15 protein-coding genes, 2 rRNA genes, 1 pseudogene and 1 riboswitch are annotated in these 21,332 nt (G+C 63.0%); of the genes and pseudogenes, 7 read left to right on the forward strand and 11 right to left on the reverse strand.

The window, feature by feature from the left end:
- Both O1Q03_RS34585 and rrf read left to right on the forward strand, forming a co-directional pair.
- Nucleotides 1-115, forward strand: a 23S ribosomal RNA gene (locus tag O1Q03_RS34585); the annotation flags it as partial.
- 155 nt (nt 116-270) lie between these two features.
- Nucleotides 271-383 (forward strand): 5S ribosomal RNA (gene rrf, locus O1Q03_RS34590).
- A gap of 73 nt (nt 384-456) precedes the next feature.
- Here the strand turns inward: rrf and O1Q03_RS34595 are convergent.
- From O1Q03_RS34595 to O1Q03_RS34610, 4 genes are all read right to left on the reverse strand, one after another.
- Nucleotides 457-744 (reverse strand): PAAR domain-containing protein, encoded by a 288-nt coding sequence (locus O1Q03_RS34595; protein ID WP_269509408.1) that lies wholly within the window; start codon nt 742-744, stop codon nt 457-459.
- Nucleotides 741-1,823 carry a T6SS immunity protein Tli4 family protein gene (locus O1Q03_RS34600; protein ID WP_269509410.1) on the reverse strand — a complete coding sequence of 361 codons (1,083 nt, stop codon included), beginning with the start codon at nt 1,821-1,823 and terminating at the stop codon, nt 741-743. The genes O1Q03_RS34595 and O1Q03_RS34600 overlap by 4 nt, the downstream gene beginning before the upstream one ends.
- A complete protein-coding gene (locus O1Q03_RS34605; protein ID WP_269509412.1) occupies nt 1,820-3,664 on the reverse strand; it encodes a hypothetical protein in 1,845 nt (614 codons plus the stop codon). The genes O1Q03_RS34600 and O1Q03_RS34605 overlap by 4 nt, the downstream gene beginning before the upstream one ends.
- Nucleotides 3,665-3,732: 68 nt before the next feature.
- Nucleotides 3,733-6,426: a type VI secretion system Vgr family protein gene (locus O1Q03_RS34610; RefSeq protein WP_332112569.1), complete on the reverse strand. Its 2,694-nt coding sequence runs from the start codon at nt 6,424-6,426 to the stop codon at nt 3,733-3,735.
- Nucleotides 6,427-7,170: 744 nt separating this feature from the next.
- Here O1Q03_RS34610 and O1Q03_RS34615 point away from each other — a divergent pair.
- Together O1Q03_RS34615 and O1Q03_RS34620 are read left to right on the forward strand one after the other, a co-directional pair.
- Nucleotides 7,171-8,300, forward strand: a pseudogene (locus O1Q03_RS34615) (IS3 family transposase).
- Nucleotides 8,301-8,932: 632 nt separating this feature from the next.
- Entirely contained in the window at nt 8,933-10,357 is a 1,425-nt protein-coding gene (locus O1Q03_RS34620) for a DHA2 family efflux MFS transporter permease subunit (RefSeq protein WP_269509415.1), read from the forward strand.
- A 56-nt stretch (nt 10,358-10,413) separates the two neighbouring features.
- Here O1Q03_RS34620 and O1Q03_RS34625 read toward each other — a convergent pair whose 3' ends face one another.
- The 4 genes from O1Q03_RS34625 to O1Q03_RS34640 all read right to left on the reverse strand — a co-directional run bounded on the left by O1Q03_RS34625 (nt 10,414) and on the right by O1Q03_RS34640 (nt 14,310).
- Nucleotides 10,414-10,668 carry a hypothetical protein gene (locus tag O1Q03_RS34625; protein WP_269509419.1) on the reverse strand — a complete coding sequence of 85 codons (255 nt, stop codon included), beginning with the start codon at nt 10,666-10,668 and terminating at the stop codon, nt 10,414-10,416.
- Between the two features lie 23 nt (nt 10,669-10,691).
- Nucleotides 10,692-11,435, reverse strand: coding sequence for a 2OG-Fe(II) oxygenase (locus O1Q03_RS34630; RefSeq protein ID WP_269509421.1), 744 nt, complete (start codon nt 11,433-11,435; stop codon nt 10,692-10,694).
- A 514-nt stretch (nt 11,436-11,949) separates the two neighbouring features.
- Nucleotides 11,950-13,542 carry an inorganic phosphate transporter gene (locus tag O1Q03_RS34635; protein ID WP_269509423.1) on the reverse strand — a complete coding sequence of 531 codons (1,593 nt, stop codon included), beginning with the start codon at nt 13,540-13,542 and terminating at the stop codon, nt 11,950-11,952.
- Nucleotides 13,543-13,722: 180 nt separating this feature from the next.
- Nucleotides 13,723-14,310, reverse strand: coding sequence for a histidine phosphatase family protein (locus O1Q03_RS34640; RefSeq protein WP_269509466.1), 588 nt, complete (start codon nt 14,308-14,310; stop codon nt 13,723-13,725).
- A gap of 56 nt (nt 14,311-14,366) precedes the next feature.
- Nucleotides 14,367-14,505: riboswitch (cobalamin riboswitch) on the forward strand.
- A 33-nt stretch (nt 14,506-14,538) separates the two neighbouring features.
- On the opposite strand from O1Q03_RS34640, the gene O1Q03_RS34645 reads away from it, so the two are divergent.
- A complete protein-coding gene (locus O1Q03_RS34645) occupies nt 14,539-14,748 on the forward strand; it encodes a CbtB domain-containing protein (protein WP_059238899.1) in 210 nt (69 codons plus the stop codon).
- A 13-nt stretch (nt 14,749-14,761) separates the two neighbouring features.
- Complete coding sequence (locus O1Q03_RS34650) at nt 14,762-15,484, forward strand: CbtA family protein (RefSeq protein ID WP_269509427.1); 723 nt, start codon at nt 14,762-14,764, stop codon at nt 15,482-15,484.
- A gap of 24 nt (nt 15,485-15,508) precedes the next feature.
- On the opposite strand, the gene O1Q03_RS34655 is transcribed toward O1Q03_RS34650, so the two are convergent.
- Entirely contained in the window at nt 15,509-16,417 is a 909-nt protein-coding gene (locus O1Q03_RS34655) for a LysR family transcriptional regulator (RefSeq protein WP_269509429.1), read from the reverse strand.
- Nucleotides 16,418-16,546: 129 nt separating this feature from the next.
- Here O1Q03_RS34655 and metE point away from each other — a divergent pair, with 129 nt between their 5' ends.
- Nucleotides 16,547-18,841, forward strand: coding sequence for a 5-methyltetrahydropteroyltriglutamate--homocysteine S-methyltransferase (gene metE / locus O1Q03_RS34660; RefSeq protein ID WP_269509431.1), 2,295 nt, complete (start codon nt 16,547-16,549; stop codon nt 18,839-18,841).
- Nucleotides 18,842-18,923: 82 nt separating this feature from the next.
- On the opposite strand, the gene O1Q03_RS34665 is transcribed toward metE, so the two are convergent.
- A complete protein-coding gene (locus tag O1Q03_RS34665; RefSeq protein WP_269509433.1) occupies nt 18,924-19,730 on the reverse strand; it encodes a carbon-nitrogen hydrolase family protein in 807 nt (268 codons plus the stop codon).
- Nucleotides 19,727-21,232, reverse strand: a complete 1,506-nt coding sequence (locus O1Q03_RS34670) for a purine-cytosine permease family protein (RefSeq protein ID WP_269509435.1) — start codon at nt 21,230-21,232, stop codon at nt 19,727-19,729. The genes O1Q03_RS34665 and O1Q03_RS34670 overlap by 4 nt, the downstream gene beginning before the upstream one ends.
- Between the last annotated feature and the right edge of the window lie 100 nt (nt 21,233-21,332).

Genomic DNA, 21,332 nt, shown 5'->3' on the forward strand with positions numbered 1-21,332 from the left:
TGGAGGCTTGACCTCCTTGAAGGGTCGTTCGAGACCAGGACGTTGATAGGTCAGGTGTGTAAGCGCAGTAATGCGTTCAGCTAACTGATACTAATTGCCCGTAAGGCTTGATCCTATAACAAGTCTGCCTTATAGATCGGCGCCGTGCGCAAGCACTGGCCGCGATCCAAAGCGACAAGTTGGATTCTCGTGTGTGATACACACAACTCAAAATTACTGCTTCTTCCCAGATTGGTTCTGTTGGCCACGCCAGCAGAACAACCCCCTTTGCCTGATGACCATAGCGAGTCGGTCCCACCCCTTCCCATCCCGAACAGGACCGTGAAACGACTCTACGCCGATGATAGTGCGGATTCCCGTGTGAAAGTAGGTAATCGTCAGGCTCCCTAAGCCAAGAACCCCCGCCCGAAAGGCGGGGGTTTTTGCATTTCTGGCGCGGATTTACGCGGCATGGGGCTAGATTTCAATGAACGATGAAATCTGCGACGCAATCAGCCGCGGTGCCGGTGAACACTGGCACACGCATAAATCATCACTCAGCGCCGCCTGCCGACCGTCCGGTCCGGTGGTGTGGATACGTGGCCCATCGCACGCGATCTTGCCTACGGTCTTGCATGCAGGGCACGAGACCGGATCGCCCTCGTAAGCCTGTTCGCGGGTGCCGACCAAGTTGTTGGCATCGCCGCCCACGATCAAGCCAGCCGCCGTGGTGGTATCGCCCTTCACGATGTCATAGCGCTTCACTTGGATACTCCGATTCCGTTGGCCGTCGGGCCGCGATAGTGGAAGCTGTTCAGCACTGCGTCCCATGCTTGAATTGCTTGTTCTTTGCTGACGGGCGAGGTTGCCTCCGCAGCTGGTGTAACGTCATCGGGTGCAGCCCCGAAGAGCAACTGAATACCCGCGTGAGGCTTCGAGAAATCGCCTTCGACGCCGGCGGCCAGCAGATAGAACTGATACCTCTGGACGCCGTCCTCGCTGATGTCTATAAGAAGTTCCTCTGCGGGCATGCCGGCGAACTGGCGCGGGCCTTTTCGGAGGATCTTGTATTGATGCGCGTAAGGCTTCAACCCCGACTCAAATTCGGATAGCCCTTTGAGCAACGACGCTTTTTGATCGAGATCGACCGACTCACGCAACTTCACGATCAAATTGGATGGGCGACCGGGTACGAGTCCGACTGCCAACGTAGCATCAAACCCGGGCAGTGCCTTGCCGCTGATGGCGCCACCATTGAAGCAGAACGCACTATCCGGAGGGACGTCCCAAACTCCACGAGGATGTATGTTGCGAAGGATCTCCGACGCATTCTGGATGGCCGTCTGATCATACCCATCGCCGAACCTATTCTTCAGAGTGAATAGCGTCTTGTCTGCTACGGCGTATCCTTCTACATCGTAGACCTGCTCTCCCTGGGGCACGTCATAGCGACCAAAAACGAAGAATCGGGAATCATCGCTTGGTCGAACCACCTGATGTATCCACGGAGTTTTTGTGGCCGTGAACGATTTGTGTGGGTCTAGCCTCATAGTGGCTCTGAGTTCGCGCTCGCGCGCGTCGACCCGATGTGCAAACTCTTGTGCGTTTACGTTCTGCGTACTCTCGATCGAATACCCCATGTATTTGAACTGTTCGTTGTACACCTCGGCGTCACGAGGAAGGTCGAGGACGAAGCGCCCGATACACCGCGGGCGAATATCGTGCATGAGGGATGCGGTCATAACGTGATCCGATGAATTGCTGTTTTTGCACGCCGTTAGCCCCCAAAAGAGAATGGCCAGAGCGGCGAGAATTTGTTTGCCGAAGCGGTTCAATGTGGTCATGCCGGAGCGTCGATTGTTCTTGCGATCTTGACCATGCTATATAGCGTGGCCCAGCGGGCCCACGGATGATTAAAGCACTCCTGATGACCGAAGCCGTTTTGGTCGAAAGCGATCTGTACACCTTCGGCCTTTCCTCCCCGGATGCCTTCTTTCAACCCACGCGCGACCGCTTCACCGGACCACACGGGCACAGTTCCGTCGCCGAAAATCATGCCTCGTTCCGCAGCAAAGTTGGGCGTCATCATTTCGGCTTCGATCGTGTAGACCGCGTCCTTGATGCGAATGCGAACTTGGCCTTTTGCGTTATCGCTCATCAGCTGCGCACCCAGCAAGTCCGCCTCCGTAATGCCGGCTGGGAAATCTCCACGCCAGAAGATACGGCCGAACGTGAGCAGCTTTTCACGGGAAGCAGACACCTCATGACCGCTCGATTTCTTCGATGCGGTATTGCCCGTTGTTGCCGGGTCAGCAACGTGCCGTAGCGGGCCGTTCCCATAAAAGGCGTAGGTCTTCGGGTGATACTTGTTGATCAATGCCGTTTGCCGCTCAACCACCTCACGCATCGTCATTTGAAATTTCTTTTGAACGGTCATGCCGGGCTCGTTTACTGCCAGGCGCTTCTTGGCAATACCAGCCGGATCGAGGACCGCATCAATTTGGCGAGGCACCAATCCGTACCACTGCTGCGATGTGTACAGGGAAAGCGTATCGCCCGGCTTAGGAAGACGGAGAATTTCCTGGCGCCTCAAATTTCGGACAATCCACCATGGTTCATAGTCGTGGTAATCGGGCATCGGCACAAGCTCCAAAGGTCCGGGCGCGTTCGCCGTGATGGCGGTGAACTCTAGGCCGTTCCGGCCCACCAGCACCTGATTGATGATCGCGTTTTCTCCTTGCGCCCCTGCTCGAAAGCGTCTTGCGGCAAGCGGTGCGCCTGTCGCCGGCTGTGCGCCGTGGATCACCCCATACATCAGGTCGGCATGTCCGGCGATTACCGATGCCATTCGCGCGACCAGGCCCCCCATAGAATGCGTAATGACGATCGCCTTCTTGACGTTGTTTTCCGCGCAGATCTCCTTGATACCCATGAGTCGAGACGTCCTGCGATGCTTGTTGTCGACACATTTGATGCCCTCGACCACATGCCGAGCGGAATCCAGATTCGATTGAAGCCAGTTGTAGCCAATCGCATAGACTGGATATCGAAACTCGCAGAACTTCTTGAACTCTTCCGACGCGGCATGGATTACGTCCGCAGCGCGCCCGTGTGCACCATATAGGGTCGGTGGAGTTCCGATGACGGGATTAAGCGTGAACGTTTCGCCCGTTGGATCGCCTGTGGCCCATGCTCCGACAAGTTCGCCTGATTTCGCTGGGTTATTCAGTTGGTGTTCGAGCCATGCCAAAGTGGCGTGGTAGCTCGCGTTGTGCACCGAACCCCAACCTCTACGCCGTGCCTCTTCTACCGTTAAGTCGCAGCCGTTCGTGCTTATGGTGCCGAATGGCGTCACCATGGCTGCGTGTGGATCGTATCGGGTTTGGCGCTCAGCGGCGTTGGCGAAGTACCCGGACGACGCAAACGAAGCGGAACCACGGAGGCCATTCGGTGGACTCCATATCTCCTCGCCAGTGTTTCGGTCGAGCAGCAAGGACCCCATGACGCCAGGAATAAAGATCACCGGGATTGGCTGCCGTGGATCGCAGTCGATCTGCTTCGTGCAGGTGTTCGAGTCGGGGGTTAGTGTCACTCGTGCAGACGAACCGCCTCCACGTTCGTGCTGTGCCTGGATGACGACGACTTTTGCCTTCTTGTCGGTGCTGTTGCTTGCGGGATTGCTCATGCGAGTATCAGGAGGAAACGATGGTCGATCGATGAAGAAGGGGTTCGCGTTCTCATTAGGACACGCCGCTATCCAACACCGTCCCGAGGGAATGGCAACACCCGAATCAGTAACGACTCGATATCGACGTTCTTCTGTACGGTGGTCTGCCCGGATTCGTCCGTCATTCCCTTGATGACCGTTCCGTCACCACGCACGATTTCGTATGGATGATTCTTGAGGACTTCCCCGGTGATCTTGTGATGAAGAACGTACGGATCGTTGAACGCGGTGTGTGGCCGTTCGTTCATGTGCTCGGCGAGCGAGCTTGGCCCGAGCCGGCTGAACGACGCGGCCTTGCTCGTCCGGGCGCCGAGCGTGCCTTCTTCGATGCCGTCGGCCGTGATGCGAATGTATGAACCGCCGCACTTCAGCAGGAGCTCTTTCTTGCCTTCGATGGAAATGCAGCCGCGATTGCTGGTGATCGAAAGATCCAGATCCGCGTAGAGCCGCATGGCATCGCTTTGCGCTTCGATCTCGACCTGACCTTTCGCCGCGAATAGCTTCATGCCCGCCTTCTGGACATACAGGCTGATTTTCTCGACAGCGGCCGCGATCAACGACTTGCCCGTCGCGATGTGGGTATGTTCGCCACTGACAAAATTGATGTGTTTGTCCGCTGCGATCTGTGTCGATTGCTGCGTCGTGGCCGCGATTCCCGCGGGACTGGACATGACGATCAGCGGTGACGCGAAGCCGTTCGCTTCACCCAAGCCGCCGCCGCCCGTTCGACCGCCCGAGGTCTGGCCAGACTCGGGTTGTTGAGTAGATCGTGCGATTGCTTCGAAGTCGTCGCAGCCCGCCTGTAGCGATTCAGCCTGCGCCGTCGCACTCGCATGCGACAACGACTCAAGCAGCATGCCGGATCGTGTCAGCTGATCCCGCGCTTCGGTGACGTCGAGCTGGTCGCTGTCGATCGATTTCGTATGCGTGGTGAGATGGATGCCACGATTCGCTCGTACCGCGCCGTAGTCGTCGGTGTGCAGCACGAATCCCATGCCCAGATAACGGCCCCGCGTGTTGCCGTCCTGGCGAATCAGGTAGCCCTGATGAAACAGGCTGTAGTGCTTGCCCGTGAAGGTGGTTAGCCGTGTGCTGCCTTGATTCGTTGCGTCGTCATGCACCAGCGCGTTGTAGGCGCCAGTCTTGCCGAATCCCTTCGACTGGAATCCCGACAATAGGACGTTCGTATGCCACGGCGGTGGCGTTGTGGCGCCGCTCAGACGGCCCAGCACGAAGGGACGATCGCAGTCGCCGCCCCAGTGCCCGATCGCGACCCATTCGCCAGCGCGCGGGACATGCACAGCGCCATATGCATTACCAGTGTCGGCTTGTAGCGACAGCAGCAAGGGGGACGTGCCGAAGGCGCCAGGGGGACTTTGACGATCCCATACATGTTGTACGCGAATTCGGTTCAGCGGATCGGACCACGCTTCTTCTCCCTCGGGCGCAACGACGTGCGCATGTTCGATGTGTATCGCTGGTTTGGGATGTTCAAACGGGCTGCGATACTGGACCGCCGTACGCTGAGCTTCTATTTCGACGACGAAGAACCCTACTTCTCCGTCACTGAAGTGTGGGCGTGACTCGAAGCGGGCGCCGTGCTTGGCCCTCGCTTCGGTGATCGCCTGCTGCAGGCCGCGGAGTAACGTGTCGGTTGGCCGTCCGATCGGAATGTTGTTCTCGATGTACCAATGCGCTTCAATCGTGACGAATTCACGATCTTGTGGTGGGGTGCCGATGTGCCCGGGGTGATGGTTCAGGACGAAGCGTGCACCCGCATCGATCCACCGCAGGCCGCCAGTTCCGATGTAGCGATGGGCCAACGAATCCCATGCCTCCGTTCGAAGCCGAGCGCGCTGGTCGCCGGCACGAGAATCGGCGTAGCCGTACGACGTAGACTCGAAAATCTCTGTCGGTGCGGATGGAATGTGGTGTGCCGCGCGTCGGCGGCCGTCGCCCGTCTCGTACGTTGTCGAGGCAAGGTCGCTGACCGCGTCGAAATCCTGATGCGATCGTTTGTAATCGAACGAGCGCGATGTGTAGCGAACGCTCTGGAGGGTCTGGTGCGCCGACCATTGCGTCAGGCCGTCTGCTTCATTGTTGGCGTCATCCCGGCAATATGTCACCGAGCGTGCTTCGGGCAGCGACGACAATCGATCGACGACGATCGGAATCGTGGTCGGCTGCTCGCCTTGCTGCACTTCTACGTGCTTCCAATAGCAGTACCAGCCTTCGTCCTCGAGCAACCGGTGAACGAAGTTCAAGTCGGACTCCGCTTGTCGGCAATACGACCGTATGCGCGGTGGGTTCATGATTTCCAGACGGAAGCGGCCGCGAAGCTGGGGGTACCGGTGGAACACGTCGATTAGGATCTCGCGAGCGTCCTTCTCCAGCCAGTAGTGATCGTCGCGCGCATGGCCGAGGAAAAAAAGAGCCGATGCGAACTCGATTTGATAGATGGTGAGATCGCCATCCGAGTCCAATATTCCGGCTCGATGGACGAAGCCGTGGACTGGGCGATACGTCGAGTTAAAAAAAGGTGCGGACGCTTGCTGAATCCACAGCGTGATCGGCTGATGCATCAGCGAGAGCAGTGCGATATCGTCGCGGATCGATGCGACGTCGACGGTCCATCGATAGTCGCGCCCGAGCTTCGCCCAGCCCTTGGCGCGGATGGGAATAAGCATGTTCGCGCCGAGAGGTGTATCCAGCTTCAGCAACCTCTCGTGTTGCAGAAGGCCTCGGTGAAACGCGTCGAAAAGACTGCGGGATGTCAATTTTCCGGACGAAGGTGGTTTTGCCAACACGGTTCTTCTCCCTTTCTCTCAGGTGCTGCGTACGGCGGCGGTGGCGAGGACAACCGTGTTGTCTTCGCGGATTTTTCTATTTGAAATGTCCTGGTCGATATGGCATAGTTTGGGACATGTCCTAAGGAATACAGAATTAAATTCGGACTCGAAACACTTGGATAAAAACAGTGGCGCTTGGAGTTCGAGAAGGAAATTTTCACCAGGACCAAACGTATCGACAAGTCATTTGAATGACCGCTAGCAATGGAGCGAGTGCCTCGTCGCGGGAGATATCTTCCTAGAGAGTTTAGGGCACGCGGTTTTCGCGCGAGAATGTAGTTGACGCCTCTAAATCAGAGAACTGTGTCTGATTGTCACATTGCCGGCGAACAGCGGGGCGGTGACGGTAGCGGCGGTAACTAGCGATGGTGATTACCGTTGTGACTGTTGTTGAGGATTGGTGCTGCAGAATGCGCCGGTGCCGGGCCAGGAAGGGCACGAGAAGACTTTCCGAACGTTGAGCCATCCACCGAGCAGTAAGGGCCGCATAAAGCGGCCTTGGCTCTTTAACGCGCAAACGGGTTTCTCCCGCCCGGCAGATGGTAAGGCTGCTCGCGGAACTCAAGATCGCCATAGTCCGGCGTGATATGGATTTGCCGAAGCAGAAACCTTGTCATGAAGAAGTCGCGGTTCAGCGAAGAGCAGATTATCGGGGTGCTGAAGGAAGCCGACGCAGGCATGAAGGTCGCAGACCTGTGCCGCAAACACGGCATATCGGATGCGACGTTCTATAACTGGCGTAGTCGTTACGGCGGCATGGATGTGTCGGAAGCGCGACGATTGCGGCAACAGGAGGAAGAAAATCAGCGGCTCAAGCGGCTGGTGGCCGACCAGGCGCTGGACATCCAGGTTCTGAAGGACGTTCTCGGAAAAAAGTGAGTTCGCCCGCGCAGCGCCGAGAAGTTGTGCAGCAGGTGATTGAACAGCACGACTATTCGGAGCGGCGGGCGTGCGCGCTCATTGGCCTGAATCGCCGAACGTTCCGACGGCCGGCGCCGCCTGACGCCGGCCATGAAGTGCGGCAACGGCTGCGCGAACTGGCACAGGAGCGGCCACGGTTTGGCTCGCCCCGCCTGCATGTCTTGCTGCGCCGGGAGGGCCTGGTCCAGAACCACAAGCGCACTGAGCGGCTGTACCGCGCAGAAGGCCTGTCGCTTCGCCTGAGACGCCGAAAGAAGCGCCCGAGTCATCTACGCGTGGTAATGCCGACGCCCAACGGCGTAGACGAAAGCTGGGCGATGGACCTCGTTGCCGATGCGCTTGCAAGTGGCCGGCGCGTGCGAATGTTGACCATCATCGATACGTGGAACCGAGAGTGTCCGCACATCGAAGTCGACTTCTCGCTGACGGGCGTCCGAGTAGCGCGCGTGCTCGAGCAGTTGCGGTAACAAGGACGGCGTCCGAAACTGATTCAGGTGGATAACGGCCCGGAGTTCGTTAGTAAGGCGCTCGACGCCTGGGCGCACGAGTATGGCGTCAAGCTGCAGTTCATTCGGCCTGGCAAGCCGGTGGAAAACGCGTACATCGAGAGCTTCAACGGGCGACTGCGCGAAGAATGTCTGAATCAGCATGCATTCGTCAGCCTGGACGACGCACGTAAGCGAATCGAAGTGTGGCGCACGGACTACAACACGGTCCGCCAGCATAGCGCCTTGGGGCAGTTGGCGCCGGACCAATTCCGGCAATTGCATCAACTCACAACCGGCGAGATCACTAACTTACGAATGGCGTACTCGAAGGGGTAAGGTCAGCGGAAATGCATGGGGGGATCCGGATGCGATCCGGGTGCCAAGTACCGCACAAGCACGGGTGCCCCACCGGGCCGCACATCAATACATACGGTTCGCGGCCTTTGCCCATGCGTGCAAATGCAGGATGGCGACGCGTTGCCAACGCAATTGCGCTAGCTTGCCTGCTACGCAGCTAATCCGTACCGCCGAGCCCAGCGCATTCAGCGCGCCGCCGTTCTGGAGCAATCCCAGTGGTGTCGTACTGAATCTCGGCATGCTTCCACGGGCCGCACCAACACGTCTTCAAAGTCAGTTGCAGCCAATGCCAAGTATCTGATCGCGATCCTGTAATCGCGGTTGATGAGCGATGTTGATCGGAAATGGCTGATAAATGCCGATTTTTGACGAAACACTGCCCTCCCTCATATCCCGGTTCTCGGGTACGAAGCGTCGTGTGCTCCACTCGGCCAACACAGCGCGAAATCGTCATAAAAATCTATGCGCATAAAGTCCACTCGCGCGACATGCCCGGCAGAGCGGAGAGCAGCCCCTTCGGGGTAATATCGCCGTTCGTCCCGATTTCCCGGTGCGCTTGTCCGCATCCGCTGGCAGTCGGGGTCTCTTGCATTCCGTGTCCTGCATCGCTCATGACTGACAGCCCCGCACAAGGTGGTCGGACGACCGACTTCTTGCCGTATCTCGTCGCCGCGACGTTCTTCATGGAATACCTCGACACGACCGTGATCGCGACCGCGCTGCCGCAAATGGCCCGGTCGTTTGGCGTCGGGCCGAATGCGCTGAGCCTTGGGATGACCGCCTACATGCTGGCGCTGGCGGTATTCATTCCGATCAGCGGCTGGATCGCGGATCGCTATGGGTCGCGTACGGTGTTCGCGAGTGCGATCGTCGTCTTTACCGGCGCGTCGGTGCTGTGCGGGCTGTCTGAAGGCGTGATGTCGTTCACGGCCGCCCGACTGCTGCAGGGTATCGGCGGGGCGATGATGGTGCCGGTGGGGCGGATGATCGTCGTGCGCAGTACCGAAAAGGCCAAGCTGATGCGGGCGATCGCGACGATCACGTGGCCAGGTATCGTCGCGCCGGTCGTCGGGCCGCCGATCGGCGGCTTCATCACGACCTACGCGTCGTGGCGATGGATCTTCCTGTTGAACGTCCCGTTTGGCCTTGCCGCGCTCGTTTGTACCTGGCTGATCGTCCGGAATACGCGGGCCGACGAGCAACGGCCGCTCGACTGGGTCGGCTTCGTGCTGGCCGGCGGCGCATTGACCTGCCTGCTGCTCGGTACCGAAACGGCCGGGCAGCAGGATGTCGACTTCACGCGCGCGGGCGTCCTGGTGGGCGCGAGCGTGCTGTTCGGCATCGCCGCATGGCTGCATGCGCGACGCTGCGCGCATCCGCTGCTCGATTTCACGACGCTGAAAGTGCCGACGTTCTCGGTCACGGTGATCACCGGCTCGATCACGCGGATGGCGATCAACGCCGTGCCGTACCTGCTGCCGCTGCTGTTCCAGATCGGCTTCGGGCTGTCGCCGTTCCAGTCCGGCCTGTTGTTGCTCGCGAGCGCGCTCGGCAATCTCGGGATGAAAGCCGGTACGTCGTGGATCCTCGACCGTTACGGCTTTCGGCGTGTCGCGCTCGTCGACGTGACGATCGTCGGCATCTTCACGATCGCATGCGGGTGGCTGACCGCGTCGACGCCGTTGGCGATCACACTGTTCGTCGTATTCGTCTACGGGCTCACGCGGTCGATGCAGTTCACGACGCTCGCGACGCTGGCTTATGCGGATATCCCCACTCAGCAGACGAGCGCGGCCAGCACGCTGTGGAGTGCCGCGCAGCAAATGACGATCGGGATGGGGATCGCGTTCGGTGCACTGTCGCTACGGCTCGCGGCATTGGTGCGGGGCGATGCCGTCGGCATGCATTACGTACTCGACGATTTCCGCTGGGCGTTCGTCGCGGCGGGCGTGCTCGCATTACTGACGTTGCCGGGCTACGCACGGCTGGCTTCCGACGCTGGCGACCGGTTGCGTGCCAGCGTGGCGCGAGGCTAGACCGGACTCAAATCGCATTTGCGTTGTGACAGGTGAGTACGCCTGTTTCTCGGCGCTCACCCGCCGCGCTGATTCGTTGTGGCAGCGGTGGCTTGACCGTCAGCCAATCGGTCGTCTGGCACCGCGGGGAGCGGGCCTTCCAGGCAGCCATGCTCGGCGGCAATGCTGTTTGAACAATGCCGCGCGGTGCTCGCCAGAGCATGAATCCGGTGCACGATTAGCGGCAGCGGCAGCGGCAGCGCCAGCGCCAGCGCCAGCGGCACCGGCAGCGGCACCGGCACCGGCACCGGCACCGGCACCGGCACCGGCACCGGCGCGGCTGCCCCGCCTCTCGCTACTGCGCGTCGTGGAAGATGATGCCAACCGTGTGGCGGTGGCCGCTTCGAATTCGGCTCACGCCGTGACGGAGGTTGACGCGATAGACGCCACGGGTTCCCTGCACGGGCCGGCCGTGTACCGCGAAGATCACCGCGTCCCCTTGTGTCAGCGGCACCACTTCCGCACGCGACTGCATGCGCGGTCGCTGCTCGGTCAACACGAACTCCCCGCCACTGAAATCGCGGCCCGGCGCCGACAGCAGGATCGCGACCTGCAGCGGGAACACGTGCTCGCCATACAGGTCCTGATGGAGGCAGTTATAGTCGTCGGCGCCGTATTGCAGGATGAGCGGCGTGGGTCGCGTCTGTCCCGCCGCGTGGCAGCGATCGAGGAACGTCGCATGGTCTTTCGGATAGCGAACGTCGATCCCGAGCGCCTGGTTCCAGCGATTCGCGATCGGCGCGAGATGCGGGTAGATCGTCGAGCGCAGCTCGGCGATGACTGCAGGCAGCGGATACGCGAAATACTTGTACTCGCCGCGGCCAAAGCCGTGTCGCGCCATCACGACGCGCGAACGATAGAGCTCATCGCGCGGATAGAGCGACGCGAGTGCATCGCACTCGCTTGCCGACATCAGCCCCGGCACGCACGCGCATCCGTGGCGATCGAGTTCGGCATCGACGGTCGGCCAGTCGAGCGCGCTCACGCGCCGCGCAATGTCGACGGATTCGACGGCGGGTTGCAGATCGGCGATGTTCACGGGGTACCTCGTTCGTTAGCGATGTGGCGTCGTACAGGCGTGCGAGCTATCGGCAGCGAAGCATCGAGCGTGCCGCGATGCGCAGTCGGTCGTTGTGGAAAGCGCGGCGACGTGATGTCGGCAAGCCCCGCGCATGCCTGCGTCCACGGTGAAAGGCGATGAACTCAGTCTAATGTCGTCCGTGCGACGACGCGCTCCAGATCTTGCTCTTCAATCCGGAAAGAACGGGCGGGTGTGGCGCGAGCATCCGGCGACGGTGGTACGGCGTGTCGGCGACGTTGACGCGGCGATGAGCGGGATGGACTTCGCTCAGCGCGAGCGAAACGGAAAGATTCCGACGCGAAGAGGAGAACCGAAGCGCCGAAGCACCGAAGCACCGAAGCACCGAAGACCCGAAGACCCGAAGACCCGAAGCGCCGAAGCGCCGAAGCGCCGAAGCGCCGAAGCGCCGAAGAACCGACATCGAATCTTCCGCGGCGAGCGGCCGATCCCCCGGCCGCTCGCCGCTTCCCGCTCAGGCGACCGAGCGGAACAACCAGTAAAGTCCGCCGGCCAGCGCGATCGATGCCGGCAACGTCAGCACCCACGCGAGCACGAGGCTGCGCACCGTGCTCCACTGCAGCCCGGATCCGTTCGCCGCCATCGTGCCCGCGACGCCCGACGACAGCACGTGCGTCGTCGACACCGGCAACCCGTACGCATCGGCGGCGCCGATCGTCAGCATCGCGACGAGCTCGGCCGATGCACCCTGTCCGTACGTCAGATGCTGCTTGCCGATTTTCTCGCCGACGGTCACGACGATCCGCTTCCAGCCAACCATCGTGCCGAGACCCAGCGCGATCGCGACGGCGACCTTCACCCAGGTCGGAATGAACTTGGTCGCGTGGTCGAGCTGCTTGCGGTAGTTGTCGATCGCGAGCTTGTCGTCGGCGGAGAATGCCGGCTGTCCCGACTTCTCGATCAGGCGAATCGCTTCGGACACCAGATACATCGTGTTGCGCACGTTGTCGACGTCGCCTTGCGGCACGGCCGCCATCGAGCCCGACGAACCGACCGCGGTCGCCAGCGACGCGGACAGTTGCTGCAGGCCCGGCAGCACGGCCGGCGTTATCTCGCGGCGCTGCACGAAGTGTTCGACGTCGGCGCGCGGATTCGCGGACGGTGCGACGCCGTTCGAGTATTTCGCGAACGTCGCGGCGGCCTGGTTCGCGACGGCGACGAACGTCTGCGACTCGGCCGGCGTGACGGCCTTGTTCAGCGCATACGCGGTCGGCACCGTGCCGATCAGGATCAGCATGATGAGGCCCATCCCTTTCTGCCCGTCGTTCGACCCGTGCGCGAACGACACGCCGGTGCAGGTGAGGATCAGCAGGCAGCGAACCCAGAACGGCGGCGGCTGGTCCTTCGGCGGCTCCTGGTACAGCTCCGGAACCCGGACGACGGCCTTCAGCGCGAGCAGCAGCAGCGACGCGCACAGGAAGCCGACGATCGGCGAGAACAGCAGCGACTTGCCGACGCCGAGCGCCTGGCCCCAGTCGACACCGCTCGTGCCGGACGGGCCGTGCATCAACTGGTTCATCAGCCCGACGCCGATGATCGAGCCGATCAGCGTATGCGAGCTCGACGACGGCAACCCGAAGTACCAGGTCGCGAGGTTCCACACGATCGCGGCGATCAGCAGCGCGAACACCATCGCGAAGCCCGAGCCGCTGCCGACCTGCAGGATCAGCTCGACCGGCAGCAACTGCAGGATGCCGAAAGCGACGGCGCCGCTCGAAACCATCACGCCGAGGAAGTTCCACATGCCGGACCAGATCACCGCGACGTTCGGCGTCAGCGAGTGCGTATAGATCACGGTCGCGACCGCATTCGCGGTGTCGTGGAAGCCGTTGACGAACTCGAAGCCGAGCGCGATCAGCAGCGCGGCGCCGAGCATCAGATACGGGAACAGCGATCCTTCGCGGACCGGCGACAGATCGGCAACCAGGTGGGTGGCGATATAGACGGCGCCAATCGCGAGCACCAGCAGGAAGGCGGCATAGCCGACCTGCCGGGTGCGTTCGGCGGAGCCGCGAGGATTGGCGGCGGACGAAGCAGGTTGATTCATGGCGGCATCTCGGAAGGGAATCGCGTCCGATCCTAGCTTCGGCTACCCGTCAGTTTGATGACAGTCGGGACGACGAATCGCCTCCTTGCAGATGTGTAAGAAACGCGTGCGCAGCCTTTTGCGATGGATGCAGCCGTGCTGCGCCGGCCCGCATCGTCAGCCCGATTGCGGGCAGCGGACTTACACGCCGGTATCGCGCGTGTCGTCGTCGGCCGTCAACGTCCATCCGTCCGTCGACCTGACGAGTGCCGTGCACGACAGCGGTGCGATATCGATGCGCATCGTGGCCCGCGGCTCCATCGGCAGCGCATGCGCGATGGCTGCGCGAATGATCGCCGCATGCGCGATCGCAACGACGTCGCGATCGGGCGGCAGGCCGTCGAGCCATGTGCCGACGCGGCTTGTGACGTCCTCGAACGATTCGCCGCCGTGCGGCGACGCGCGCGGATCGCCGAGCCATGCGCCGAGTTTGTCCGGCAAGTCGCGCGCGAGGTCCTGCAGTCGCTTGCCGCGCCAGCGGCCGTAGTCGACATCGCGAAGCGCCTCGTCGAGCCGCGCGCGTAGCCCGAGCGCATCGGCGGTCTGTCGCGCGCAACGCGCGGGACTGGTCAGCGCGATCACGTGAGGTCCGCCGGTGAACCGCTCGCGCACCGACGCGGCGTCGGCCAGCCCGTGCGCGTCGAGTGGATCGTCGTCGGGAAACGTGCCGGTGCGCATCGCACGGGTCGATGCATGCGCGATCAGGCGCAACGAGACAGGCTGGATCATGTCGGTGGTCGATTGGTCGAGGCGGTAGTGCGCGGCAGTGCCGATCATGCGCGGGCCTTCAATACGCGAACGTTCGCGCGTACAATTCGCCCGATACGAAACGTGGAAGCCGGTGCAATTCCGGCGCGGTCGCGCCACTGTAACCGGGGAATCGATGATCCCGGAAGCCAGACCTGCGTTCGTACCCATCCATCATTTGTCGGGGCGCGATTCCCCTGAGGTGCATCCATGAGCGAAGCAGTGCTGAAGCCGGCGGTCGTGCCGGCGCCCATCCCCGTCCGCGAACTGCTGCCGTGGGCCATCTTCGTCGGTCTGATCTTGCTGCTCGCACTCTATTTCGTCGGCGCGGAACAGGGCGCGACGTCGCTCGTGCCGGGCATGTACGTCCACGAATTCGTGCACGACGGCCGCCATCTGCTCGGCTTTCCCTGCCACTGACGCGGAGTAGATGATGGTCGGAAAGCTGCTCATGCGCGGGATGCTCGCAGGCATCGCCGCGGGCCTCCTCACGTTTGGTTTCGCTAAAATCGTCGGCGAACCGCAAGTCGATCAGGCGATCTCCGTCGAAGAAAAAACCGCCGCCGCTCAAGGCGAGGCACCGGAGCCCGAGCTGGTCAGCCGCCACACGCAGGCGGGCCTCGGGCTGCTGACGGGCGTCGTGACCTACGGCGCGGCATTCGGCGGGCTGTTCTCGCTGGTCTTCGCGTATGCGTACGGACGCGGCAGCCGCCTGCCGGCACGGCCGCTGGCCGCGTGGCTCGCGCTGGCGGCGTTCGTCGCGCTCGTGATCGTGCCGAATCTCAAGTACCCGGCCAATCCGCCGTCGGTCGGCGACCCCGATACCATCGGCTATCGCACGGGCCTGTTCTTCCTGATGATCGCGATCTCGGTCGCGACGATGGTGTTCTCGGTCGGCGTGCGCCGCCATCTGGTGGCGAAGCTCGGGCAGTGGAACGCGTCGATCGTCGCCGGGCTCGTGTTCATCGCGATCATCGCGGCCGTCCAGATCGGGCTGCCGTCGGTCAGCGAACTGCCGGCCGATTTCCCGGCGGCCTTGCTGTGGAAGTTCCGCGTGGCGGCCATCGGCATGCAGGTGATCATGTGGACGACGATCGGCCTGCTGTTCGGCGCGTGGGTCGAGCGCGGCGAACGCGCCGGCATGCGCGCCGCCTGACGCGCGGGGCGACCGCGGGCGCGCCTAGCGCAGCATGCGCGGCGCGCTCCACGTCGATTCGCGCGCGAGGGCGACGAACGCGGCCAGATAGTCGATCGCTGCATCCGCTTCGCGGATGCCGAGGAAGATCTGCTTCGCGATTCCGTTCCTGCCCAGCTTGACGGGCACGACCGGCATCCGGTCCGCGTATTCGTCGGCGAGCCACCTCGGCAGCGCGGCCACGCCGCGCCCGCTCGCGACCATCTGCAGCATGATGTCGGTTGTCTCGATCGACTTGTGGCGCCGCGGCACGATGCCGGCCGGCGTCAGGAACTGGTTGTAGATGTCGAGCCGGTCGGTTTCGACCGGGTACGTGATCAAAATTTCGTCGCCGAGCTGTTCGGGCGTCACGTAGTCCGCGTTCGCGAACCGGTGCGAATCCGCGACCACCAGCACCTGCTCGTAGTCGAACACGGGATCGAAGCGCAGCCCCGGCTTGTTCAGCGGATCGGGCGTCACCAGCACGTCGATGTCGTAACCGAACAGCGCGCCGATCCCGCCGAACTGGAAGCGCTGCTTCACGTCGACGTCGACGTCGGGCCAGCGCGACAGGTACGGCGACACGACCTTCAGCAGCCACTGGTAGCACGGGTGACACTCCATCCCGATGCGCAGCGTGCCGCGCTCGCCCTTCGCGTACTGCTTCATTCGCTCCTCGGCGAGCTCGAACTGCGGCAGCAGCCGGTTCGCCAGCTTCAGCAGATACTGGCCGCCCTGCGTGAGCCGCAGCCCGCGGCCTTCCCGGTCCCAGATCGGCGTGCCGAGCTGCTGCTCGACTTTCCTGACGGTATGGCTGAGCGCCGATTGCGTGAGGTGCAGTGCGTTGGCCGCCGCGGTCAGCGAGCCCTGGCGCTCGACTTCACGGATCACGACGAGATGGAATCGTTCCAGCATGGCTATCGCTTACCCCAACAGATACATGAACAAATTTAATGGTTGAATGAAATAATGCCATTTTATTTCATGAGATGAAATCCCTATGATGACTGCCGGATCTTCAATTCTTCTCTGGACGGCAGCTTCATGGTCACGACACACAACCTCGGTTTTCCGCGCATCGGCGCGAAGCGCGAACTCAAGTTCGGTCTCGAACGCTACTGGAAAGGCGAATCGTCGCGCGACGAACTGAAGGCGCTCGGCGCCGAGCTGCGGCGGCGCCACTGGCACGACCAGCGCGATCTCGATCTCGCGCCGATCGGCGACTTCGCGTTCTACGACCAGGTGCTCGACATGAGCTTCACGCTCGGCAACCTGCCGAAGCGCGTGCAGGATTTCCACGGCGATGCGCTCGACAACTCTTTCCGCGTCGCGCGCGGCCGTTCGGCGCAGTCGGCGGAAGAACATACGGCGTGCTGCGGCGGGGTCGCGGCCGGTGAAATGACGAAGTGGTTCGACACGAACTATCACTACATCGTGCCGGAGTTCCATGCGGACACGAACTTCTCGCTCGATCCGTCGCGTCTGCTGCAGCAACTCGCCGAAGCGAATGCGCAGGGCGTGAATGCGAAGCCGGTGATTCTCGGCCCCGTCACGTACCTGTGGCTCGGCAAGGCGAAGGACGATTCCGATCGCCTCGCGCTCCTGCCGAAGCTGCTGCCGGTGTACGGCGCGCTGCTCGACACGTTCACCGCGCAGGGCGTCGAATGGGTGCAGATCGACGAGCCGATTCTCGTCACCGAGCTCGATGCCGAATGGCGTCAGGCATTCCGCACCGCGTATGCGGCGCTGGAAACGCGCCGCATCAAGCTGCTGCTCGCCACCTACTTCGGCCAGCTTCAGGACAACCTGACGCTCGCGGCGTCGCTGCCGGTCGACGGCCTGCATATCGACGCAATCAACGCACGCGACGAAATCGACGCGCTGGTGCGCGAACTGCCGGCCGGGCGCGTGCTGTCGGTGGGCGCGATCAACGGCCGCAACATCTGGAAGACCGACCTGAATGCAGCGCTCGACTGGCTCGAGCCGCTCGCGAAGCAATTGGGCGATCGGCTGTGGCTCGCGCCGTCGTGCTCGCTGCTGCACGTGCCGGTCGATCTCGCGAGCGAAGCGAAGCTCGATGCGGAAATCCGCTCGTGGCTCGCGTTCGCGCTGCAGAAGCTCGACGAGCTGAAGGTGCTCGCGACCGCGCTGAACGAAGGTCGCGACAAGGTGGCCGACGCGCTCGCCGCGAATGCCGCCGCGATCGATTCGCGGCGCCGGTCGCCGCGCGTGAACAACCCGGCAGTGAAGGCCGCGATCGCGCGCATCGACGCGCAGCTCGGCAACCGCGCGAGCCCCTATGCGCAGCGTGCATCGAAGCAGTCGGCACGGCTGAACCTGCCGGCGTTCCCGACGACGACGATCGGCTCGTTCCCGCAGACTGCCGAAATCCGCCAGGCGCGCAGCCGGTTCAAGGCGGGCGCGCTGGACGAAGCTGGCTATCGCGCGGCGATGCAGGCCGAGATCGAGCGCAGCGTGCGCGAACAGGAATCGCTCGAACTCGACGTGCTCGTGCACGGCGAAGCGGAACGCAACGACATGGTCGAATACTTCGGCGAGCAGCTCGACGGCTACGCGTTCAGCCAGTTCGGCTGGGTGCAGTCGTACGGTTCGCGCTGCGTGAAGCCGCCGATCCTGTTCGGCGACATCAGCCGCCCGAACGCGATGACGGTCGAATGGATCGCCTATGCGCAGTCGCTGACGGACAAGCCGATGAAGGGCATGCTGACCGGCCCGGTGACGATCCTGAACTGGTCGTTCGTGCGCGACGACCAGCCGCGCTCGGTGTCGTGCTACCAGCTCGCACTGGCGATTCGCGACGAGGTGCTCGATCTCGAGAAGGCCGGCGTGCGCGTGATTCAGATCGACGAGGCCGCGCTGCGCGAAGGGTTGCCGCTGCGCCGCGCGCAATGGGCCGAGTATCTGAAGTGGGCGGTCGAGTCGTTCCGCATCACCGCGAACGGCGTGCAGGACGATACGCAGATCCACACGCATATGTGCTATTCGGAGTTCAACGACATCATCGCGTCGATCGCCGACATGGACGCGGACGTGATCACGATCGAGACGTCGCGTTCGGACATGGAGTTGCTCGATGCGTTCGACACCTTCAAGTATCCGAACGAAATCGGGCCGGGCGTGTACGACATCCATTCGCCGAACATCCCGACGCAGGATCACATCGTCGCGCTGATGAAGAAGGCGGCCGAGCGGATTCCGGCGGAACGTCTGTGGGTGAACCCGGACTGCGGGCTGAAGACGCGTCAGTGGGCGGAAGTGATTCCGGCGCTGACGAACATGGTCGCCGCCGCGAAGACGCTGCGCAGCCGGGTGCAGTGACGCGGTCGCGTTGATCGCGCGAGCGCCGCGCGACCAGCATGCCCCGGTGCTTCGCGAGGCGCCGGGGCGTTTGCGCCGATCGTCAATCCGGCCGCGTCACCGTGCCGAGCGGCACCGCGGCGAGGTCGACGTAGCGGAACGTCGCCCGCGCGTCATGGACTGCCGCGGGATCGAGCACGACATCGAGCAGTGCTTCCCGATCGCCGGGCGCGACCGCGATACACGTGCCGTCGGGCGCGGCGACGACGCTCGTGCCGCTGAACGTGTAGCGGTCGCCGGCGCCGACGCGGTTCGCCATTGCGACGTAGAGCTGGTTTTCCAGCGCGCGCACCGGGATCATCTGGCGATGCACGTTGCCGTACGGGTTCATCATCCCGTCGAGGATCACGACCAGTTCGGCGCCGGCATGCGCGAGCGCGCGCGCCGTTTCCGGAAACTCGAGATCGAAGCAGATCAGCAGCCCGACCTGCATTCCGCGCCACGCGCAGACCGGAAACGCGTCGCCGGCCTCGAACACGCCGAGATCGGATTCGTACAGATGCGTCTTCCGGTAGCGCAACAGCACGTCGCCGTTCGCATCGATCAGCAGCGCGGTATTGAAGAAGCGCGAGCCGTCGCGTTCCGCGAAGCCGAACGCGACGGCGACCGCCGCATCGCGCGCGGCAGCGCGCACCGCGGTGACGGACGGCCCGTCGAGCGGCTCGGCCAGCCGTCCGACATCGTCGGGCGTCGGGAAGCCGCTGACGTACGTTTCGGAGAACACGACGAGGTCGGCCGCGCCGCGCGCGGCGGCGATGATCGCGAGCGCTTTCGCGAGATTGCCGGCGACGTCGCCGTCGCGCAATGCCGACTGGACGACGCGAAGGCGCGGGCCGTTCATCGTGCTCATCGTGCGTCTCCCAGCGCTGCCGTGGCGGCCGGCGCGTCGGGCGCGGGGGTTGCCGCGATCACGCGTCGTTCGTCATCGAGGTCGAGCGAGCGCGACAGGAGCCGGTAGACGCCGCCCGCGACCGCCAGCCCGACGAGCCACGCGATGTCGACGCCGCCGAGCATCCGCGCGACCGGCCCGACGAACACCTCGCGGTTCGCTTCCGCATCGAACACGTAGAAGAACGGCACCATCGCCGCGAAGCCGATCAGGTACGACAGGATGCCGCGCAACTGCCACGCGCCGTACAGGCCGTCCGGCGTGAAGAAGTGCGTGATCGCATAGCGGCCGCGCCGCACGAAGAAATAGTCGACCAGGTTCACGGCGGTCCACGGCACGAGGAAGTAGAGCATCAGCGTCAGGAAGGTCTGCAGCAGCGCGATGCCGTTGCCGCGGATCGCGAACACGCAGGCGAGCACGAAGGTGCTGATGGCGACGATCGATGCGACGCGCGCGCGGCGTGTCGGCCGGATCGGCACGATGGAATCGATGCCGGTGAGCACGGTGAGCATCGCGCTGTACGCGTTGAGCGCGATGATCGGCAGGAAGCCGACCAGCGACACGATCGCGATCAGCTTGCCGAGGCCCGGCACGAGCGCCGAGCCGACGTCGTTCATCGCGACCAGCGCGTCGGCCGCATGCAGCTTCTGCGCGAGCCACGCGCCGAGCCCGATCATCCACGTGCCCGACAACGACGCGCCGGCGAAGATCACCGCGATCAGCTTCGTGCGGCTCGTGTGCTTCGGCAGGTAGCGGGAGTAGTCGGACACGTACGGCGCATACGAGATGTTGTAGCTGGCGGCGATCGCGAACTGCGTCGCGAATCCGATCCAGTTGAAACCCGGAGCGGCCGCCGACGCGGCGCCGGCCTGCGCGGGCGCCGCATGCCCGAACGCGAGCGCGAGCGTGACGAGCGCATAGAGCGGCAGCGTCGCGATCAGCGCCCACGTGAAAGTCCGGTGCATCAGGTCGTGCCCGTAGATCGCGAGCAGCGCGCCGATCGCAACGGCCGCGACCGCGACGAAGCCGCCGTCGATGCCGAACACGTTGTGCACGCCGTCGACCATCAGCGACACGTTGACGACGTTGAAGCCGACGAACACGAACAGCGTCGCGAGCAATGCGACGATCACGCCGCGATAGCCGAACTGCGCGCGCGACTGGATCATCTGCGGGAGTCCCATCTCCGGCCCCTGCGAGCCGTGGAACGCCATGAAGATCGTGCCGAACATGATGCCGAGCGCGCCGGCGAGCGTCGTCCAGCCCGCCGACAGCCCCATGCCGGGCCCGACGAAGCCGATCGAGATCGTGAAGAAATGGAAGTTGCCGAGGAACCAGAACGGCCCCTGGCTCGCGAGCTTCGCGTGGCGTTCGTGTTCGGGGATGTAGTCGATCGAGTGATGCTCGATCGCCAGGCCGGCCGGTTCGGCGCGGCCGAGCTCGAGGGTGTTGGGGTGGTTCATGTCGGTTTGTCTCGATGGGGTCGCGCGCGGTTCGTCGAGGCGACCGCGCGCGCCTGCCCGCCGCGGGACCGTCGCGGCGGACAATGTATATCGGGGTGGC

The organism is Burkholderia sp. IMCC1007 (assembly GCF_027257875.1).
In the GTDB taxonomy this organism is placed as follows: Bacteria; Pseudomonadota; Gammaproteobacteria; order Burkholderiales; family Burkholderiaceae; genus Burkholderia.

Coding starts and splice junctions, on each gene's coding strand:
- O1Q03_RS34600 (WP_269509410.1), bottom strand. CDS start 1,823: ATGACCACATTGAACCGCTTCGGCAAACAAATTCTCGCCGCTCTGGCC.
- O1Q03_RS34605 (WP_269509412.1), bottom strand. CDS start 3,664: ATGAGCAATCCCGCAAGCAACAGCACCGACAAGAAGGCAAAAGTCGTC.
- O1Q03_RS34620 (WP_269509415.1), top strand. CDS start 8,933: ATGACTGACAGCCCCGCACAAGGTGGTCGGACGACCGACTTCTTGCCG.
- O1Q03_RS34635 (WP_269509423.1), bottom strand. CDS start 13,542: ATGAATCAACCTGCTTCGTCCGCCGCCAATCCTCGCGGCTCCGCCGAA.
- O1Q03_RS34640 (WP_269509466.1), bottom strand. CDS start 14,310: ATGATCCAGCCTGTCTCGTTGCGCCTGATCGCGCATGCATCGACCCGT.
- O1Q03_RS34645 (WP_059238899.1), top strand. CDS start 14,539: ATGAGCGAAGCAGTGCTGAAGCCGGCGGTCGTGCCGGCGCCCATCCCC.
- O1Q03_RS34650 (WP_269509427.1), top strand. CDS start 14,762: ATGGTCGGAAAGCTGCTCATGCGCGGGATGCTCGCAGGCATCGCCGCG.
- O1Q03_RS34655 (WP_269509429.1), bottom strand. CDS start 16,417: ATGCTGGAACGATTCCATCTCGTCGTGATCCGTGAAGTCGAGCGCCAG.
- metE (WP_269509431.1), top strand. CDS start 16,547: ATGGTCACGACACACAACCTCGGTTTTCCGCGCATCGGCGCGAAGCGC.
- O1Q03_RS34665 (WP_269509433.1), bottom strand. CDS start 19,730: ATGAGCACGATGAACGGCCCGCGCCTTCGCGTCGTCCAGTCGGCATTG.
- O1Q03_RS34670 (WP_269509435.1), bottom strand. CDS start 21,232: ATGAACCACCCCAACACCCTCGAGCTCGGCCGCGCCGAACCGGCCGGC.